The organism is Kitasatospora sp. NPDC008050, from assembly GCF_042957465.1.
Taxonomy (GTDB): Bacteria; Actinomycetota; Actinomycetes; order Streptomycetales; family Streptomycetaceae; genus Kitasatospora.
Window position 1 is genome coordinate 38,472 of sequence record NZ_JBIBIJ010000010.1, and the last position, 18,011, is coordinate 56,482.

Annotated in this window: 14 protein-coding genes and 1 pseudogene; 2 read left to right on the forward strand and 13 right to left on the reverse strand. The window is 73.4% G+C overall.

The genetic code is table 11. From position 1 onward, the window contains the following. Positions 1-246: 246 nt before the first annotated feature. The gene (locus ACFZB9_RS20675; protein WP_391449104.1) at positions 247-714 is read right to left on the reverse strand and encodes a hypothetical protein; all 468 of its coding nucleotides are present in this window, start codon (positions 712-714) and stop codon (positions 247-249) included. A gap of 270 nt (positions 715-984) precedes the next feature. Here ACFZB9_RS20675 and ACFZB9_RS20680 point away from each other — a divergent pair, with 270 nt between their 5' ends. Next, positions 985-1,620, forward strand: coding sequence for a hypothetical protein (locus ACFZB9_RS20680; protein ID WP_391449105.1), 636 nt, complete (start codon positions 985-987; stop codon positions 1,618-1,620). Between the two features lie 31 nt (positions 1,621-1,651). Here the strand turns inward: ACFZB9_RS20680 and ACFZB9_RS20685 are convergent, their stop codons facing one another. The 5 genes from ACFZB9_RS20685 to bldG all read right to left on the reverse strand — a co-directional run bounded on the left by ACFZB9_RS20685 (position 1,652) and on the right by bldG (position 8,368). Then, the gene (locus ACFZB9_RS20685) at positions 1,652-3,202 is read right to left on the reverse strand and encodes a methyltransferase (protein WP_391449107.1); all 1,551 of its coding nucleotides are present in this window, start codon (positions 3,200-3,202) and stop codon (positions 1,652-1,654) included. 232 nt (positions 3,203-3,434) lie between these two features. Further along, on the reverse strand, positions 3,435-4,334 hold the full coding sequence (locus tag ACFZB9_RS20690) for a hypothetical protein (protein ID WP_391449109.1): 900 nt from the start codon (positions 4,332-4,334) through the stop codon (positions 3,435-3,437). A 179-nt stretch (positions 4,335-4,513) separates the two neighbouring features. Then, positions 4,514-6,901, reverse strand: coding sequence for a sodium-translocating pyrophosphatase (locus ACFZB9_RS20695; protein ID WP_391449111.1), 2,388 nt, complete (start codon positions 6,899-6,901; stop codon positions 4,514-4,516). A gap of 449 nt (positions 6,902-7,350) precedes the next feature. Next, positions 7,351-7,761, reverse strand: coding sequence for an ATP-binding protein (locus tag ACFZB9_RS20700; protein WP_391449113.1), 411 nt, complete (start codon positions 7,759-7,761; stop codon positions 7,351-7,353). A 265-nt stretch (positions 7,762-8,026) separates the two neighbouring features. Continuing rightward, positions 8,027-8,368: an anti-sigma factor antagonist BldG gene (bldG, locus tag ACFZB9_RS20705; RefSeq protein WP_266296198.1), complete on the reverse strand. Its 342-nt coding sequence runs from the start codon at positions 8,366-8,368 to the stop codon at positions 8,027-8,029. Positions 8,369-8,641: 273 nt separating this feature from the next. Here bldG and ACFZB9_RS20710 point away from each other — a divergent pair, with 273 nt between their 5' ends. Beyond that, the gene (locus tag ACFZB9_RS20710) at positions 8,642-11,074 is read left to right on the forward strand and encodes a DEAD/DEAH box helicase (RefSeq protein ID WP_391449115.1); all 2,433 of its coding nucleotides are present in this window, start codon (positions 8,642-8,644) and stop codon (positions 11,072-11,074) included. Positions 11,075-11,248: 174 nt separating this feature from the next. On the opposite strand, the pseudogene ACFZB9_RS20715 reads toward ACFZB9_RS20710, so the two are convergent. The 7 genes and pseudogenes from ACFZB9_RS20715 to ssd all read right to left on the reverse strand — a co-directional run. Further along, a pseudogene (locus tag ACFZB9_RS20715) lies at positions 11,249-11,656 on the reverse strand (Rv3654c family TadE-like protein); the annotation flags it as partial. Beyond that, the gene (locus ACFZB9_RS20720) at positions 11,656-11,994 is read right to left on the reverse strand and encodes a TadE family type IV pilus minor pilin (protein ID WP_391449117.1); all 339 of its coding nucleotides are present in this window, start codon (positions 11,992-11,994) and stop codon (positions 11,656-11,658) included. The gene ACFZB9_RS20720 and the pseudogene ACFZB9_RS20715, both read right to left, overlap by 1 nt. 103 nt (positions 11,995-12,097) lie before the next feature. Continuing rightward, on the reverse strand, positions 12,098-12,604 hold the full coding sequence (locus ACFZB9_RS20725) for a DUF4244 domain-containing protein (RefSeq protein WP_391449119.1): 507 nt from the start codon (positions 12,602-12,604) through the stop codon (positions 12,098-12,100). Positions 12,605-12,687: 83 nt separating this feature from the next. Beyond that, entirely contained in the window at positions 12,688-13,281 is a 594-nt protein-coding gene (locus ACFZB9_RS20730; protein ID WP_391449121.1) for a type II secretion system F family protein, read from the reverse strand. A gap of 284 nt (positions 13,282-13,565) precedes the next feature. Next, complete coding sequence (locus ACFZB9_RS20735) at positions 13,566-14,798, reverse strand: type II secretion system F family protein (RefSeq protein WP_391449123.1); 1,233 nt, start codon at positions 14,796-14,798, stop codon at positions 13,566-13,568. Beyond that, complete coding sequence (locus tag ACFZB9_RS20740) at positions 14,795-16,042, reverse strand: TadA family conjugal transfer-associated ATPase (protein ID WP_391449125.1); 1,248 nt, start codon at positions 16,040-16,042, stop codon at positions 14,795-14,797. The genes ACFZB9_RS20735 and ACFZB9_RS20740 overlap by 4 nt, the downstream gene beginning before the upstream one ends. 83 nt (positions 16,043-16,125) lie before the next feature. After that, positions 16,126-17,247: a septum site-determining protein Ssd gene (ssd, locus tag ACFZB9_RS20745; RefSeq protein ID WP_391449127.1), complete on the reverse strand. Its 1,122-nt coding sequence runs from the start codon at positions 17,245-17,247 to the stop codon at positions 16,126-16,128. Positions 17,248-18,011 lie beyond the last annotated feature (764 nt).

The following is an 18,011-nucleotide window of genomic DNA, read 5'->3' on the forward strand; positions in this document are numbered from 1 at the left end:
GGTTGCCGCCTCGCGACGACCCCACCAGCGGAGTGTGACCGTACCCTGGTCACCCTTGTCAAACGGACGGATCCCGCTTTTTCACCGGCGAGGCCGACCGACGCCACTCGAACGGTAACCCGATGATGGACGTTCCCGCCCCGCTGTTATCCCAGGCGGGGTGTCGCGGCCTTGCCGCACCGGGCCTGGCCAGGCCCGGTGCGCGGGTTCGGAAACCGGTCGGACGGCGGGCCCTGGCTGGGCCGGTCAGCGCAACAGGGCGGCGGCCAGCAGGCTCAGTCCACCGGCCAGACTGCTCGTGCCGAGAAGAATCCAGAACACGTCACGTGGCAGCGAGGCGGCGATGCTCCGTCCCGTGAGCACCACCCGGGCCGGCCGGCGCGGATCGTAGGAGACCCGGACGGAGCTGCCCGGGGCCGGCTGGGCGGGGCGGCGCAGCGGCGTGCTGCCGCGTGGGCGGGCGAGCACCGGGACCGGGTCGGCCCGGCCCGCCTCCACCGCAAGGCCCACGGCGGGGAGGGTGGCGTAGGCGAGCAGCGGGGCCGGGTCCAGCGCCTGGACGGCGGTGGGGTCCGGGAGCACCAGAGCGGTCACCGGCACACCGTGCCGGCGCAGGCGGTGGCGAAGGCGCAGCTCGGCCGCGCACCAGAACAACAGTGCGCCTCCGAAAAGCACGAGTACGCCCCCCGCCACCACCACCGTCGGCGTCTCCACCCCTGCCCCCTGGTCCTCCCGGCCGGCGGGCCACCCCGCCCGGCGCACGCGCTGTCGTCCCGCGGTCTTCCCCGCCCCCGTGAACGTGGCAGCGGGGGGACAACCCCGGGCCGACGGCCGCTGTCCTCCGGGGAAAGGCCGGGTCACGGATCGGTGAACGGCTGTCACAGGACCGAAACAGCGGAAACCGCCGCGGCGGTGCTCCCGTGTCCACTGACATCGGGTCTCACCGCCCGTCACCGACGAACTGATCCCATCGGGGGAAACACCATGAAGACCCACCGCGCCTGTGCCGCCGTCCTGCTGGCCGCCGCCGCGCTCACCCTGACGGCCTGTGGACCGGACGAGACGACCGCGTCGACCACGCCCGCCACCAGCGCCGCCGGCGGCGCCTCCGTGGCCGCCACCCCGACCGCCGCGGTGACGCCAAGCCCCAAGGCCTCGTCCGGCTCGTCCGGCTCGTCCGCCAAGCCGAGCAGCCCGGCCCGGGCGAGCAGCACCAAGCCGGCCGGCGGCACGGGCGGCGCCTCGCCGACGGCCAACTGCACCGCGAACGCCGCCGGCGACCGGGTGGTCGAGGCCACCGACGACGGCTACCTCACCCACGTCTGGATGCGTGCCAAGGCGACCAAGTTCGTCTGCGGCCCCGACGTCCCCGACGACGGCTACTTCGAGAGCTACGGCAACCCCACGGTGTTCACCTTCAGTAACGATGTGAAGACCACCGTCCTGGCCGACATGAAGCCCAAGACGGTTGATCTGGACACCTTCATGAAGCTCGTGGACAACTGCCTGCACAACCCTTCGGCCGTGCAGGCACCGGACTCCTGCTACGGGAACCAGTACAGCATCACGGCGAACAGCCAGAACGTGATCACCAGCATCGGCCAGCAGTACCACCCGTAGCAGCCAGCATGACTGACTGATCGTCAGATCATCACTGTGACATCGTGGCCGGCTCGACGAAGCCCTGCTCCAGCAGCAGCCGCAGCGACTCCGGGGCCCGCTGACGCAGCACCACCGGATCCTCGCCGAGCAGCCGCGCGATCGCGTCCAGGATCTCCCCGGCGGTCAGCGTTCCGTCGCAGACGCCGGCGAAACCAGCACCCACCGTGTCCACCTTGGTGGCACGCCGCATGCCCCGGTTGTGCCGCAGGACCACGTGCTCGGGGTCCTCGGCACCGGGCGGGCCGACCTGCTCCTGCACCACGTCGTCGGCCAGCAGGTAACGGGCGTCGAGCAGCCCGGCATCGTCGTGCGCCCGCAGGAAGTCCTGCCGGGCGAACCACTGCTCGATGTGCGGGCCCAGCGGCTGCTCCACCGGGTGCGGCCACTCCTCGATCCGCACCGCGGGCCGGTCGGCGCCCGAGGCCCGCAGGGTGATCCAGCCGAAGCCGATGCCCTCGACCTTCGCCGCCTCGAAGGCGTCCAGCCACTCGTTGTAACGGGCCTCGTAGGCCGACCGGGGCGCCAGATGGTCGCCGCCGTCCCGCAGCCACAGTTCCGCGTACTGCGCCACGTCCTGCACCTCGCGCTGCACCACCCAGGCGTCCAGCCCGGTGCCGGCCACCCAGCCGGCCAGCCGGTCGTGCCAGTCCTCGCCCTTGACGTGCTGCCAGTTGGCCAGCAGCTGGCAGTAGCCGCCGGGCTCCAGGTGCGCGGCGGCGCCGCGGACCAGGGAGCGGCAGAGCTGGTCGCCGGCCATCCCGCCGTCCCGGTAGACGAACCGGCTGCCGGGCGAGATCACGAACGGCGGGTTGGAGACGATCAGGTCGAAGCGCCGATCGCCGACCGGCTCGAAGAGGCTGCCCTCGGCGGTGTCGGTGCTCTCGAAGCCGGACAGCGCCAGGGTGAGCCGGGAGAAGGCCAGCGCCCGGGGGTTGAGGTCGGTGGCGGTCACCCGCTGGGCGTGCCGGGCCGCGTGCAGCGCCTGCACCCCCGAGCCCGCGCCGAGATCGAGCGCGGCACGCACCGGCCGGCGCACCGCGAGACCGGCCAGCGTCGTGGAGGCACCGCCGACCCCGAGCACCAGCTCGCGCCGGGCCACCCCGGCGGCGCTGCCGCCCGAGCCGATCCCGCCCGCGCCGCCGACCGCGCAGCCCAGGTCGGAGACCACCCAGGAGTCCGCGCTCTCCAGCCCGGCCACCTCGTTTGCGTACGGACGGACGTCGACGGTGGCCCGCACCTGCTCGGCGTCGTCGGGACAGCGCTCCAGCCAGCCGTCCGCCAGGCACTCCTGGACCGGCAGTGCGGCGGCCGCGGCGGCGTGCGGGACGGGCTGCTGGAGCAGGAAGAGCCGGACCAGCGTCTCCAGCGGCGTGCCGCCCCTGGTCGCGCGCAGCGCCGGCACCGCCTCACTGCGCGCCAGCGCGGCATAGCCCGTGGGGCCGAGCAGGTCGAGGCAGCCGTCGGCGGTGTACGAGGCAGCGAGCAGCGCCTCACGCAGTCGGGCGAGATGAGCGGGGTCGGGATTGGGGAGCTTGGTCACCCCGCCATTGTCCCGCCCGTGGGCCGGGCAGCCGAGCCGGGCGCGCCCTGACCGACCGTCAGGGCAGGACCGGAGCCGCCACGGCCGGCCCAGGACGGTTCGGCGCGGCTCGGTGGCGGCCCAGCGGGCGGCCCAGCGGCGGGTCAGCGGCGGCCCAGCGGCGGCCCAGCGGCGGGCCAGCTCGGCTCAGTCCGGCTCAGTCCGGCTCAGCTCCGCTCGGCTGAATCCCGGCTCAGCTCGGCGAGGCGCTGCCGGACGGGCTGCCCGAGGACGCCGGGCTCCCGGACCCGGACGGGCTGCCCGACGCGGCCGGCGACCCCGACCCACCCGGGCTGGGCGAGCCACTCGGGCTGCCCGAACCGCTGGGGCTCGACGCCCCGCCCGGGCTCGGCGACCCGTTCGGACTGCCGGAGGACGCCGGACTGCCCGAGGCCGCCGGGCTACCGGACGCACCCGGGTTGCCCGAAGCACCCGCGCTCGGGTTCGCACCCCCGTCGGCACCCGCCGTCGAGGCCCCCTGACTCTTGCAGCCGGGCTGCTTGGCGATGGCCTTCCCCAGGTCGCCGGTCTGCACCTTCGCCAGCGCCACGGTGGAGAGCTTGGACAGCTGCTGCGCCTGGTCGCCCACGCTCTTCAGCCCGTCGGCGAACTTCCCCTGATCGTCCGTCGACAGCCCCGTCAGCTTCTTCTGGACGTCCTGGTACCCCTGCGCCGCCTGCCGCAGCTCGCTCACGGCGTCCTTCTGCAGGCCGGCACCGTTGTCGATCTTGGGAGCGCCGGCCTTGTCGATCGCGTCGGCGATCTGCTGGTTGGCCGTGCCCAGGTTGCCCAGGTCGGCCGCCAGCCGCTTCTGCAGATCGGCCGGTGCCTCACCCTGCTTGACCTGTCCGGTGTCCTTCAGCGCGGTCTGCGACTGGGTCACCGGGTCCCGCATGCCGTCGCAGACCTGCTTCGCCCAGCCGTTCAGCTGCCCGCTGTTGTCGCTGGAGCAGGCCGCCGCGCCGGTGGCGAGCAGTACCCCGAGCAGCGGCAGGCCGAGCAGGCGCCGGGCCGGTCCGCCCCTGCGCGGCCGCGTGCCGCCGCCCCGTCCCACCGCCGGGGCACGCCCGTCCGCCAGCACTCGCTCGTCCACCTGGGAGCCCTTCAGTCAAGTCCCGATCCGTCCCGGGTGAACCTACCCGACACCCGAGCGGGGACGGTCGGGACGGCTGTCCCGGTTCCGTCCCCGCTCGGGGCGCTCCCGCCCGAAGGCCTGGAAGGATCGGACCGGCCCCGAATGACGCGGGGTTCGCTCGCTGCCGGCCGGGCCGCTCAGCCGCCGGCCGGGGCCACCGGGGCCACCACCCCGTCCCCGACCGCCTGCGGTGCGTCCGTGCCGCCCGCCACGTCCACCGTGCGGCGCTTGGAGGCGTACACCGCGGCGACCACCACCAGCACCGCGAACGCCGCGACCAGCCCGCGAACGCCCGCGCTGGCGTGCGCCCCGTAGCTGAACCGCACGACGGCCGGCGCGATCAGCAGCGACACCAGGTTCATCACCTTGAGCAGCGGGTTGATCGCCGGTCCCGCGGTGTCCTTGAACGGGTCGCCGACGGTGTCGCCGATCACCGTCGCCGCGTGCGCCTCGCTGCCCTTGCCGCCGTGGGCGCCGTCCTCCACCAGCTTCTTGGCGTTGTCCCAGGCTCCGCCCGAGTTGGCCAGGAAGACCGCCATCAGGGTGCCCGACCCGATCGCACCCGCCAGGTAGGAGCCGAGCGCCCCCACGCCCAGGCCGAAGCCCACCGCGATCGGCGCCAGCACGGCCAGCAGGCCGGGGGTGGCCAGTTCGCGCAGCGCGTCCCTGGTGCAGATGTCGACCACCTTGCCGTACTCCGGGATCTCGCTGCCGTCCATGATCCCGGGGTGCTCGCGGAACTGGCGACGGACCTCGAAGACCACCGAACCGGCCGACCGGGAGACCGCGTTGACGGCCAGTCCGGAGAAGAGGAAGACCACCGCCGCGCCCAGCAGCAGGCCGACCAGGTTGTTGGGCTGCGAGATGTCCAGGCTGAGCCCCGCCGGGCTGCCGATCACCGCGCTGCCGCCGGCCTTGGCGACGGCCTCGTTGATCGCGTCGGTGAAGGAGCCGAAGAGGGCGGTCGCGGCGAGCACCGCGGTGGCGATCGCGATGCCCTTGGTGATCGCCTTGGTGGTGTTGCCGACCGCGTCCAGCTCGGTCAGCACCCGGGCGCCCGGGCCCTCGACCTCGCCGGACATCTCGGCGATGCCCTGCGCGTTGTCGGAAACCGGACCGAAGGTGTCCATCGCCACGATCACGCCGACCGTGGTCAGCAGGCCGGTGCCGGCCAGCGCGACCGCGAAGAGCGCCAGCACGATCGAGCCGCCCGCCAGCAGGTAGGCGCCGTAGACCGCGGCACCGATCAGTACCGCCGAGTACACCGCCGACTCCAGGCCGAGCGAGACGCCGGAGAGCACCACGGTGGCCGCACCGGTCAGCGAGCTGCGGCCGACGTCGCGCACCGGCCGGCGGCTGGTCTCGGTGAAGTAGCCGGTCAGCTGTTGGATCAGCACGGCCAGCACGATCCCGATCACCACCGCGGCCAGCGCGAACAGGCGCGGATCGCCGTGGTGGCCACGGATCGCGTCCGGCACGTGGTGCAGGGCCGCGAAGCTGGACGGCAGCACCAGGTAGGCCGCGCCCAGCACCAGCAGCAGCGAGACCGCCGCGGAGAGGAAGAAACCCCGGTTGATCGCGGACATCCCGCTGCGGTCGCGCTCGCGCGGTGCGACCGCCACGATGCCGAGCACCGCGGTGAGCACGCCGATCGCCGGCACGATCAGCGGCAGCACCAGGCCGACGTCGCCGAAGACCGCCCGGCCCAGGATCAGCGCGGCCACCAGGGTCACCGCGTAGGACTCGAAGAGGTCCGCCGCCATGCCCGCGCAGTCGCCCACGTTGTCGCCGACGTTGTCCGCGATGGTGGCGGCGTTGCGCGGGTCGTCCTCGGGGATGCCCTGCTCGACCTTGCCGACCAGGTCCGCGCCGACATCCGCCGCCTTGGTGAAGATCCCGCCACCGACCCGCATGAACATCGCGAGCAGCGCGGCGCCGAAGCCGAAGCCCTCCAGCACCCGGGCCGCGTTGGCCTGGTAGAGCAGCACGACCAGGGCCGCGCCGAACAGGCCGAGCCCCACCGTGCACATGCCGACCACGCCGCCGGTGCGGAACGCGATGCGCATCGCCCGGTGCTGTGCCGGGCGCTCCTGACCGGCCGTCACGCCCCTGGCCACCGCGGCCACTCGGACGTTGGCCCGCACGGCCAGCCACATGCCCAGATAGCCGGTGGCCGCCGAGAAGACGGCACCGACCAGGAAGAAGACCGAACGGCCCAGCCGCTGCGACCAGTTGTCCGCGGGCAGCAGCATCAGCAGGAAGAAGGCGCCTGCCGCGAACACCGCCAGGGTGCGGAACTGCCGGGCCAGGTAGGCGTTCGCGCCCTCCTGGACGGCTCCCGCGATCCGCCGCATGACCGGCGTCCCGGCGTCCGCCGCGAGCACCTGGCGGATCAGCAGGACGGCGACACCGAGGGCGGCCAGGGCGATCAGGCCGATGATCACCACCACCAGCCGATTGCCACCGGTGAGTACCGCGTTACCCGTGGACCCGTCGGCCAGAACGTCCAAGATTCGTGGTCGCACCGGTGTCCCTGCGGAAAGCGTGGCCAGCGGCGCGGACGAGGCTGAAAGCGCGTGCGAGGCTGGAGCGGAGATAGCTGGAACTGGAGTGGCTGGAGCGGAGGTGAGTGCGCCGAAAGCGCCTGAAGCAGTCGCGATGATCGTGATTCCCGCCATGCGTCCTCCCCGAAAACCGGCACGCCGAACTGTCCGGACGGCGCGCACGTGGCTCTGGTGGCACAGGCGACCGGACCGGATTACTCGGTCCGACCGGATATCCAGGAGCGAGTGTAGGAATCAACGCGGGATTGATATAGACCGCGTGCAGCAGAGAACAGAAAGAATCATGGGCGGCCCCGAAAAACCTTGGTTTTCGGGGCCGCCCATGATTCTTTTTCGTGTCACTTCACACTCGGGGAGCATCAGGGACCGCGCTGGGCCTCCCGAGCCACCGCTGTGCCGGGTGGACCGGGCTATGCCGGGTGAACCGGCCAGCCCATCCGGATCAGCCCGCCGGCCTCGTCCCGGCCGACCTCGACGTCCTCCACCAGTCCGGTGATCACCGCGAGACCGAGGGTGTCGTCCGAGCCGTCCCCCGACTCGTCGTCGGTGGGCGCGGCCAACTCGCTCAGCGCGCCGGCCCCGTCACCGACCTCGATGACGAAACGCTTCTCCTGGTCGGTCAGAGCGACCCGGACAGCGCCGCCGAGGCCGCCACGCTGATGCAGGCCCACGGCGCGGGAGCAAGCCTCGCCGACGGCCAGCCGGAGCTCGTCCAGCACCGACTCGTCCACGCCCGCGCGTCTGGCCACCGCAGCCGCCACCAGCCGTGCCGTCCGCACGTGCTCGGGAAGGGGGCTGAATCGCAGTTCGACGGTTGCCATCTCTCCCTCTCGGGGTCGTCTCCAGGGGACACACTGCTCCAGGCCGCGGCTCGGCACTCGCGAACGGCCGCCGCTCTGGCACCCTGACGCGGCGCCACCACTCTTGCGGCCCGACCACCCTGACGGGGCGCCGGTCACCGGCCGACGCACCGCACCGGACGCACCGGACGTATGAGGCCGGCACAGAAACCTGTGCAGCCATGACAGATCGTGCGGCCGGGCGCCGGGGCACCCCGAAGAACGGGAGGCCCCGGAGCCCGCCGGATCAGTCGGTCGAGGCGACGGCCTCGTCAACCGAGGAGTGGATCGGGAAGACCTTGGTCAGACCGGTGATCCGGAAGATCTTCAGGATGCGCTCCTGGGTGCAGACGAGGCGCAGCGAACCCTCGTGAGCGCGAACCCGCTTCAGGCCGCCCACCAGCACGCCCAGACCGGTCGAGTCCAGGAAGTCGACGCCCTCCATATCGACGACCAGGTGGTAGCTGCCGTCGTTGACGAGCTCGACCAGCTGCTCGCGAAGCTTAGGAGCGGTGTACACATCGATCTCGCCGCCAACCTCGACGACCGTGCGGTCGCCGACTGTACGGGTCGACAGGGACAGGTCCACGGAACCTCCAGCACCTTGCCTTGCTACGTCATATTGCGTTCTACGGCGAGTCGGGCGGCATCGGCCGTTCGGCCACCGCTCCCGACCAGCGATCTCCACCGTGTCAGTCGGCCTGCGCCGCCTGAACCGGTCTCCACCGCATGGCCGAGCAACCGGCCCAGGTGCCGCCGGTCCGGCCAGCTGGCCGCCACCGCATCATTCAACCACCTGGCAGCATGCCCGCACGATGGCTTGCCGCGATTGTCCGTCACTCCAGTGACACACTGGGTCTCCATGCCGCCCAGCCATCGCCTGCCCGAGGCCCTGCTCGACACCCTGGTCGCCAGCCGGGGCCGCTCGGACCGGCTCACCCATACGGAGCATCTCCCCGCGCGCGAGGCGCGCTACGCCCCTTGGCCCGACCCGATTCGCCCCGAGATCCGCGCCGCCGCCGCGAAACTCGGTGTCCCCCGGCCCTGGGCCCACCAGGCCGAGGCCATGAATCTGGCAAAAGAGGGCCAAACTGTGGTGATCGCCACAGGGACCGCCTCGGGCAAGTCGCTCGGCTATCTGGCACCGGTACTGAGCGACCTACTGGACGGCACCGAGGCCCCGAACGGCCGTGGCGCGACCGCGCTCTACCTCGCCCCGACCAAGGCCCTCGCCGCCGACCAGCGCCGCCGGGCCGCCGAACTCGCCCCCGACCGGGTACGCGCCGCGCTCTACGACGGTGACACCCCGCCGCAGGAACGCGAGTGGGTCCGCCAGTACGCGGGCTACGTGCTCACCAATCCCGACATGCTGCACCGGAACATCCTGCCCGCGCACGCCCGCTGGTCCTCCTTCCTGAAAGCACTGCGCTATGTGGTGGTGGACGAGTGCCACAGCTATCGCGGCGTGTTCGGCTCCCACGTCGCCCAGGTGCTGCGCCGACTGCGCCGGCTCTGCCGCCGGTACGGCGCCGACCCGGTCTTCCTGCTCGCCTCCGCGACCACCGCCGACCCGGCCGCGGCGGCCGAGCGGCTCACCGGGCTGCCCGCGGTCGCGGTGACCGAGGACGCCTCACCGCGCGGCCCCCTGGTCTTCGCCCTCTGGGAACCGCCGCTCACCGAACACGTCGGCGAGCACGGCGCGCCGGTCCGGCGGACCGCCACCACCGAGGCCGCCTACCTGCTCACCGACCTGGTGGCGGCCGGCACCCGGACCGTGGCGTTCGTGCGGTCGCGGCGCGCCGCCGAACTGGTCGCGCTGCAGGCCCAGGACAACCTCGACGCACCGCTCGCCAACCGGATCGCCGCCTACCGCGGCGGCTACCTGCCGGAGGAGCGCCGCGCCCTGGAGCGCGACCTGCACTCCGGCCGGCTGCTCGGTCTGGCCTCCACCTCGGCCCTGGAGCTGGGCGTCGACGTCTCCGGCCTGGACGCCGTGCTGATGGCGGGCTACCCCGGCACCCGCGCCTCCCTGTGGCAGCAGGCCGGACGGGCGGGACGGGAGGCCCAGGGGGCGCTGGCCGTACTGATCGCCCGCGACGACCCGTTGGACACCTACCTGGTGCACCACCCCGAGGCGCTCTTCGCCCGCCCGGTGGAGGCGACCGTGCTCGATCCCGACAACCCGCACGTGCTCGCCCCGCACCTGTGCGCCGCCGCCGCCGAACTTCCGCTCGGGCCGGACGACCTGGAGCTGTTCGGCCCCTCGACCGCCCAGCTGCTGCCGGTGCTGGAGCAGCGGGGGCTGCTGCGCCGCCGAACCGACGGCTCCTGGTACTGGACCCGCCGTGAACGGGCGGTCGACGCCGTCGACCTGCGCGGCAGCGGCGGCAACCCGGTCCAGATCGTCGAGGCGTCCACCGGGCGGCTGCTCGGCACCGTCGACGCGGCCGCCGCGCACACCACGGTGCACACCGGCGCCGTCCACCTCCACCAGGGGCGCACGTACCTGGTCCGGAACCTCGACCTGGAGGCCTCGGCGGCGCTCGTCGAGCTCGCCAACCCCTCGTACACGACATCGGCCCGCGACACCACGGCGATCTCGATCCTCGCCACCGACCGCACCGTGGCCTGGGGCGAGGGCAGCCTCAACTTCGGCTCCGCCGAGGTCGTCAACCAGGTGGTCGGGTTCCTGCGCAAGCGGATCTCCACCGGCGAGATCCTCGGCGAGACCAAGCTCGACCTGCCGCCCAGGACGCTGCGGACCAGGGCGGTCTGGTGGACCGTCACCGAGCAGCAACTGGTGGACGCGCTGATCCCCTACGACCAGCTTCCCGGCGCCGCCCACGCGGCCGAGCACGCCTCGATCGGCCTGCTGCCGCTCTTCGCGACCTGCGACCGGTGGGACATCGGCGGCGTCTCGGTGCCGCTGCACCCGGACACCCAGCTGCCGACCGTCTTCGTCTACGACGGCCACCCCGGCGGGGCCGGCTTCGCCGAGCACGGCTTCCGACGAGCGGTGCAGTGGCTCACCGCGACCAGGGAGGCCATCTCCTCCTGCGAGTGCGAGCGCGGCTGCCCCTCCTGCGTCCAGTCGCCCAAGTGCGGGAACGGCAACGACCCGCTGGACAAGGCCGGGGCCGTCCGCCTGCTCGACGCACTCCTCGCCGGCGCCCCCGCTGCCGCAGGAGATCCCGAGGGCGGGGGCCGTCCCAAGGACGGGGGCGGTCCCAAGGGCGGGGGCGGTCCCAAGGGCGGGGGCGAGGGGGCCCCGGCCGCCCAGGCCGACCCGGAGTAGCGCCCGACGCCGGACAGCACCGACAGGCACTCCAAGGGGCACGCCCCTGCGGGTCGCCGCACCCGCGATCCACGGGGTGGGCCTGGCCCCCGGCCACGACGCGCTCCTGGCCGGCGTGTCCGGGGGCGTAGCCGCCTCGTCCACCCCGCCCGGGGCCCAGACCGGCCCGGCCCGTGCCCGTGCGATCGCCGGGCCGACCGGCACCCGGACACCCCGCACCGGCACCTGGACGGCCACTTCGACGCTGTCCGTGCCGAGGTCGACCACGCAGGAGACCAGCTGGGCCCGGTGGTCCGCCGCCAGCGCCGCCGCCCGGGCGCACCCGCCGTCGGGGTCCAACAGCAGGTGGTCCGCCGCGGCCAGCGCCGCCAGATCGGCGGCGGACTCGGCGCGATGCCTGGCGGCGAGCACCGACCCGAGCGCGAGAGCGAGCCCGAAGAGCGCGCACCCGAGGAACAGCAGCCCGGCCAGCCAGATGGTCGCCGAACCCCGATCCCGATCCCGCTCCCCACGCTGACCGCCCGACCCGGGCGACCTGTCCGACCCGTCCGACCCAGGCGCCCTCGGTTCGCCGGACAACATCACTCCACCTCCCTTCCGATCCGGTCCTCCCGTGCGGCGACCGCCGTTGCCGAGACCGTCACCGAGAGCGCGGACGCCAGCCGTCCGGCCCCAAGACACTTCGCTTCCACCAGGACCGAGACCGTGTCGCCGCTCCCGAGAACCTGGATCGTCGCCCCTGGCGGCGCGACAGCGGCTGCCTTGGCAACGGCGTCGGTGTCACCCCGTGCCGCCGTCCGGGCCGCCACCCGCGCGGCGTCGATGCATCGCAGCTGCGCGGCCCCGGCCAGGACACCCCAGAGGAACATCGCGAGCAGCAGCACCAGCGACGGCACGACCACCGCGGTTTCCGCGGTCACGTACCCCGCCTCCCGGCCGGCACCGCCGGCGCGGACGAGACGGAGGAGTACGCGACCCCACCGGGCGAGGGGCCGCCGGCGCCCGACCGGCGGCCCCGGCCCGTCACACCGCATGGAGTGCCCGATCCAGCAGATCGGTCAGCGCGGTGGTCACCGCCCCGCCCGTCACGACCTTGTACAGCAAGGCCGCGAACCCGCACGCTGCCACCGTTCCGATCGCGTACTCGGCAGTCGACATCCCCTGGTCTCCGGCGCCTGCGAACCTTTGCCGGGCCCGACGGAGGAGACGGTGCCAGGCGCAGCGAACGGCCTCGCGGACCGGACGCCGCACCTGGTGCCGCGGCCGACGGTGCGTGGGCGGCGACGCCCTCCCGGCCAGCCCCGGCCGCCTGGCGACTCGAAGCGGATCCGGGAAGTCGGCCGTCGAGTCGGCCACCGGCACCACGGGAAGGCGCCTGACGGCCGCCAGTGCGCCGGACTCCGGCCGGCCATCTTCTGCCTGCCCGTGCGCCGGGGAAGCGATGAAGGTCACCACCAGCCTGCCCCGGCCGGCGTCCCGGCCCCTCGCGCCCGCCCTGCGCCCTCCGCGTGCTGAATTCGTTCCACTCATCGTTCTCACTGCCTTCCGTGAAGAGTTCTTGATCAGGTAGTTGACGTCACGTCATGCGTGCCGGCCGCCGAGCCGGTTGCCGATCACAGGCGCCGGCCGAACGCCGCCGCCAGACCCGTGACCACCGGCACGATGCCGATCAGCACGAACGCCGGCAGGAAGCAGAGCCCCAGCGGCGCGGTCGCCAGCACTCCCGCGCGACGCACCCGGGCGTGTGCGGCGCGAGCCGCCGCCGCCCGTTGTGAGACGGCCAGCCCGGCGAGCGCGGCGGCCGGCGGCGCGCCGCTGACGGTGGTGCGCACCAGGCACCGGGCCAGCGGAGCCAGCGCCGGGCAGTCCTCACTCAGCCGTTCCCAACAAGCCGCCGGTGGCGCTCCCAGGGCCAGCTCCGCCGACACGGCGGCCAACCGTGCCCGCATCGGGTCGCCGATCGTCCGCGCGACGGCTTCGGCGGCCTGCGCCGGGGAAGCGGATGACCCGAGGCAGGCGGCCAGCAGATCGGCCGTCAAGGGGAGTTGGGCCATCAACAGGCCCGACTCGTCGGACACCCGGCCAGGGCGGGTCGAGCGCAGCACCGGCGGCCCTCGCCACAACAGCACCGCCGCCAGCGCTCCCCCCACCGCACCCATCGCACCGGGCACCAGCAGCGCGACCACCGCGCCGACGAGCAGCGGCACCCCGGCCCTCGCCCTCGCCCCGGCCCCGGCCCCGGCCCCGGCCCTGAGCCTCCAGCGGCTACCTGGCTGACCGCGCCCGGTGCCGGGGTCGCCGGCGGCCGGGGCCGGCCGATCTCCTCCGCGTTCCCCGAGGAGCCCCGCCCGAGCCGCCCGCCGCCGCTGAGCCCGGCGCCGTAGCAACCGGCCGACAGCTGTCACCAGGACGAGCGCCGGGGTGAACGCCACGGCCAGGATCACCAACGGCACCGGCACCGGCAGCGCCTCGCCCAGACTCGACTCCGCGTTCACCACGACACCCCCAGCGCGCCCTCACCGGCCCGGGGCAACCCCCGATGCGCCGGCCGCCCCGTACAGCCCCGCCGCCGCACCGTCGTGTTCGGCCGCCACCGGGCCGACGGACCCGCCCGATGCCGCCGCCACAGGTGGGGATTCCCAGGGCCGCTGCTCCCCGCCCGGCAGGACCGGTGCGGCGCAGCAGCCGTCCCCCACAGGCCCCGACCGCCATGGCCGTCGTGCCTCCCCGTCTGCCGCTGCCGGGCCGTTCCCAGCCGATCCGGCTGCGCCCATCGCCCTGGCGGTCGTGCCACGGCCCCGGCCGGAGCGCCCACCTCGGCCAGTGCCCCGCGCACGATCCGCCCGGTCCACAGCAACCCGGCGACCTCCAGGAGCAGGCCTGTCAGCAGGCACCCCCACCCCAGAGGCGTGTGCAGCAGGACCGACAGTGGCCTGGCCCCGAGGGCGGCACCCAGCAGAAGCCCGAAAGCCGGGAGGGCCGCGAGCAGACCGGCAGTGGTCCGCGGCCCGGTCAACTCGCTTCGGACCTCCTCGTGCAGCGCACGATCGGCCCGCAGGGCCTCGGCCACCTGGTCGAGAGCCGCGGCAAGCCCTGCCCCGCTGTCCGCGGTCACCTGCCAGCAGGCCGCGATCGCGCAGGCTCCGGCGCCCCCGGGCAAGGTCCCCAGCCAGCGCAGTGCCGCCGGCACGTCCGCGCCGTAGCGAGCGGCCATCAGGCGTGCCAGCGCCTCGTCACCCAGCCGTCCGAGGACGCTCCCCACCGCCCTGCCCGCAGCGGTCACCGTCTCCAGCGCCTGCTCGGGCGTGGCGCCACTGCGCAGTTCGCCCGCCAGCGCGGCGCAGAGTTCGACGACGGCGGTCGCCCGCAACCGCTCCTCCCGGATCGCCCCGCGCTGCTCCCGCCATCGGCAGCTGGGGAAGACCAGCAGCACCGCGGCCACCGTGGGGATTGGCGAACGCAGGCCGTAGCCGGCGATCAACCCCACTGGCAGCAGCCAGAGTTCGGGCACCATCCAGCGCGGCCGGGGCCAGCCGCAGCCGAGCTGCCAACGCAGCCGTTGCCGACCGATCCTGATCAGTACCGCGGGACCGCTCGGCTGCTGCGGCAGCACCACCTCGGAGCGCCGCCGCAGCCGCAATCGCCGATTCAGCCGGCCCCACGCGACGGTCGCGACCGCGCAGAGCAGTAGGGCCGGCCCGACATCAACCTGGCGCCCGGTCATCGCCGCCCCCGCTCCAGGACGACGCCGCGCTCGGCGCAACGCTGGGCCAGTCGCTCCCAGCCGGGCCCCTCGGTAACCGATCCGTCCGGGCCGAAGGTCACGGCGGGAACTGTGCCGGCGAGACCGACGTGGTCCCCGACGAGTGTGTGCAGCTCGGCGACCCGGCGCCGACCGGTCCGCTGGTCGCGGACGAGATGGATCACCACGTCCAGCGCGGCACGGAGCTGGCTGTGCAGGGCGAACCGGTCCAGCCCCGCCATCGACCCCAGCGCCTCGAGGCGAACCGGCACATCGGCCGCCGTGTTCGCGTGCACCGTGCTGCAACCGCCCTCATGGCCGGTGTTGAGAGCAGCCAGCAGCTCGGTCACCTCCGCGCCACGCACCTCCCCGACCACCAAGCGGTCGGGTCGCATCCGCAGCGCCTGCCGCACCAGGTCGCGCAAGGTCAGTTCACCGAGCCCCTCCTGGTTCGGCGGCCGCCCCTGCAGCCGGACCACGTGCGGATGGGCGGGCCGCAACTCCGCGGAATCCTCCGCGATGACGATCCGCTCCTGCCGCCCGACCAGGCCCAGCAACGCCGCGAGGAGGGTTGTCTTGCCGGTGCCGGTACCACCGCTGATCATCAGCGAGAGGCGGGCCCGGACGATGCCGCCGAGCAGTTCGGCACCGGCCGGCGGCATCGCCCCGGACTTCACCAACTCACCGAGGGTGAAGGGCTGCTGGCGACTGACCCGCAAGGAGAGATGCGTGCAGTCGCTGACGATCGGCGGGAGCACGGCGTGCAGCCTGGTGCCGTCCGGCAGGCGGGCGTCGACCCAGGGCCGGGCGTCGTCGAGCCGGCGGCCGGCCGCGGTGGCCAGCCGGTACGCGAGGTGGCGCACCGCCTCGGCGTCGGGAAAGCCGACGGAGCTCTCCCGGGACAGCCCGCCGCCGCGATCCACCCAGACCTCGTTCGGGCCGTTGACCAGCACATCCGTCACGTCCGGAGCGCTCAGCAAGGTGTCCAACGGGCCCGCACCGACCAGCTCCGAGCGGAGCGTGCTGACGGTGTCGAGCAGGTCGTCACCGCCCAGCGGCGGCCGCTCGGAGCGCAACGCGGCGGTGACCTCCGTGGCGGTGGGTACCGCCCCCGCCTCCGCGAGCCGCAGCCGCACGGCATCGAGCAGGGCCGTAGCGCGCCCCGCCGCCGTCGTACCGGCCGGTGCTCCGGCGGAGGTGCTGGTGGAGCGCCGCCGGACCGCCATGGGGGCAGTTAGCGGCCGGACCGGCCGCGGGCCCCGAGCGGCGCGCTGGTCCGGGGCGTTCCCGATGTACGTGGTGCGCATGCTCATGACGCCATTCCTCCTTCGGTGATGGGAGTGCTCGGCAGAACCGCGGTCAGGTAGGCGGAACAGAACCGGGCGAGCGGGCCACGAGACCTCACCCCCGGCGGTCTGCCGCGCTCCGCGTCGACCGTCAGCCCTGCTTCGTGGGTGATTTCGCCGGCCAGCGGCAGGCCGAGGCCACGGGCGATCTCTGATCCCCGCAGGCCCACTGGCCCTGGCCACCGGACCACGGCCCGAAGATCGGCCAGGCGCATGCCGACCGCGGCCGCGACCCGGCCCGCGGCGGCCATCGCCCGCAGTTCGGCGGGCACTACCAACAGGCCGGTGTCGGCCTGCTCCAGCGCGTGGGCGACAGCCGGATCGAGATGTCGTGGCAGATCGAGAACCACCAGCCCACCGCGTCGCCGCGCCGCGGCGAGCACGCTGTGCATCGCGATCGGCGAGATCTGCAGCGGGCTGCCCCGGTCCCAGGAGAGCGCGCTGATCTGGTGCAACCTCGGCAGTGCCGCTACGAGTTCGGCACCGCTGACCCGGCCTCGCGCGCTGGCCAGGTCGGGCCAGCGCAGCCCGTCGGCGCACTCCCCGCCGAGCAGGACATCGAGCCCTCCGCCCAGCGGGTCGCCGTCGATGAGCATCGTGTGATGGCCCGCTCGGGCTGCTGTGACGGCCAGCGCACAGGCGAGAGTGGACGCGCCGGAACCGCCCCGGCCACCGAGCACGGCCACGGTCAGCGCCGGACTGGCGGAGCCCTCCACCGCGTCGGCGATCCGGTCCAGCAGCCAGGCCTGCGCGTCGGGCAGGAAGACCACCTGCTCGGCGCCGAGCTGGACACCCCGGACCCAGACCTCGCAGTCGTCGAGATCAAGGCCGAGGAGCACCACCGCGGGCCGCCGGGGAAGCCCGGAGCACCGCTCGTACTGATCGTCGCCGACCAGGACCAGCGGGGCGGTCTCCCAGAGCTGGCGCGGTGGTGTCCCGGCCAGAAGCCGAGGTTGAGCACCAGCGGCCGCGCAGAGCCGGAGCAGCTGCTCCACGAGCCCCTCGTCCTCGGTGAGGATGAGGGGCCCGGCGGCGCCGGGATCGTCGGACGCTGATCCGTACTGGTCGATGGTGAGTGCCGGCATGGCTGCCTCCCCGCGTGGGACGCTCGCTGACGCTCCGTCGACTCGACCCCTCAGCCCGACGCGCGAGACGTCGGACGGCGGGTCCGGGAAGGACGAGGCAGGCGAGGACGATGGGACCTCGGCCATGTGCTGCCGTCCCGATCGGCGGTCTGCGCCTCATCGGTCCGAGCCCCTGGCTTCGGCTTGGCCCCAACCGTGCCGCCTCGTTCCAATTGCGTCAGCCACTCATCCATTCGCTGTGGATAACCCGGGCCATGTGGATATCTGGACTCGCCCGATTGGCCCCACCTCACCCTTGAGAGGAGTCCTCGACGGTGAAATTGACGCTCTTCTGAACAAGTAAGCGGGTATCACTCGGATAACTACATAGAGTGACGAAGAATGGCCTGACATGCGCAAGCCGACTAGGCCACGAGAGGGAACGCTCACCTCTCCTGCACGCCACCGACCCCCGACAGAAGCCTGAAAAATGGCCCTGGACATGCGACGACCCCCGCCGGGGGGGAGAGCGGGGGTCGTCTATCCACAGCCCGACTCGGGGGGGAGGAGCCGGACCGGGTTAGCACGGTCGCGAACGATCCGTGACTTCCATGGTGTACCCGACCGGCCAGAAACACAAACCAGCACGCCCTTGGGTCCACCGAATGGCGGCGCTCCTGGGACCGCCATCTATCCTCGGTTCTTGTGGACACCACCGAGAACGCCGACATCGCCAACGGTGCCGAGAACTCCGGACCGGAGGTCGCGCCGAATCGCGCACCGAG

Coding starts and splice junctions, on each gene's coding strand:
- ACFZB9_RS20735 (WP_391449123.1), bottom strand. CDS start 14,798: ATGACCGGGCGCCAGGTTGATGTCGGGCCGGCCCTACTGCTCTGCGCG.
- ACFZB9_RS20725 (WP_391449119.1), bottom strand. CDS start 12,604: ATGAGTGGAACGAATTCAGCACGCGGAGGGCGCAGGGCGGGCGCGAGG.
- ACFZB9_RS20740 (WP_391449125.1), bottom strand. CDS start 16,042: ATGGCGGTCCGGCGGCGCTCCACCAGCACCTCCGCCGGAGCACCGGCC.
- ssd (WP_391449127.1), bottom strand. CDS start 17,247: ATGCCGGCACTCACCATCGACCAGTACGGATCAGCGTCCGACGATCCC.
- ACFZB9_RS20680 (WP_391449105.1), top strand. CDS start 985: ATGAAGACCCACCGCGCCTGTGCCGCCGTCCTGCTGGCCGCCGCCGCG.
- ACFZB9_RS20710 (WP_391449115.1), top strand. CDS start 8,642: ATGCCGCCCAGCCATCGCCTGCCCGAGGCCCTGCTCGACACCCTGGTC.
- ACFZB9_RS20700 (WP_391449113.1), bottom strand. CDS start 7,761: ATGGCAACCGTCGAACTGCGATTCAGCCCCCTTCCCGAGCACGTGCGG.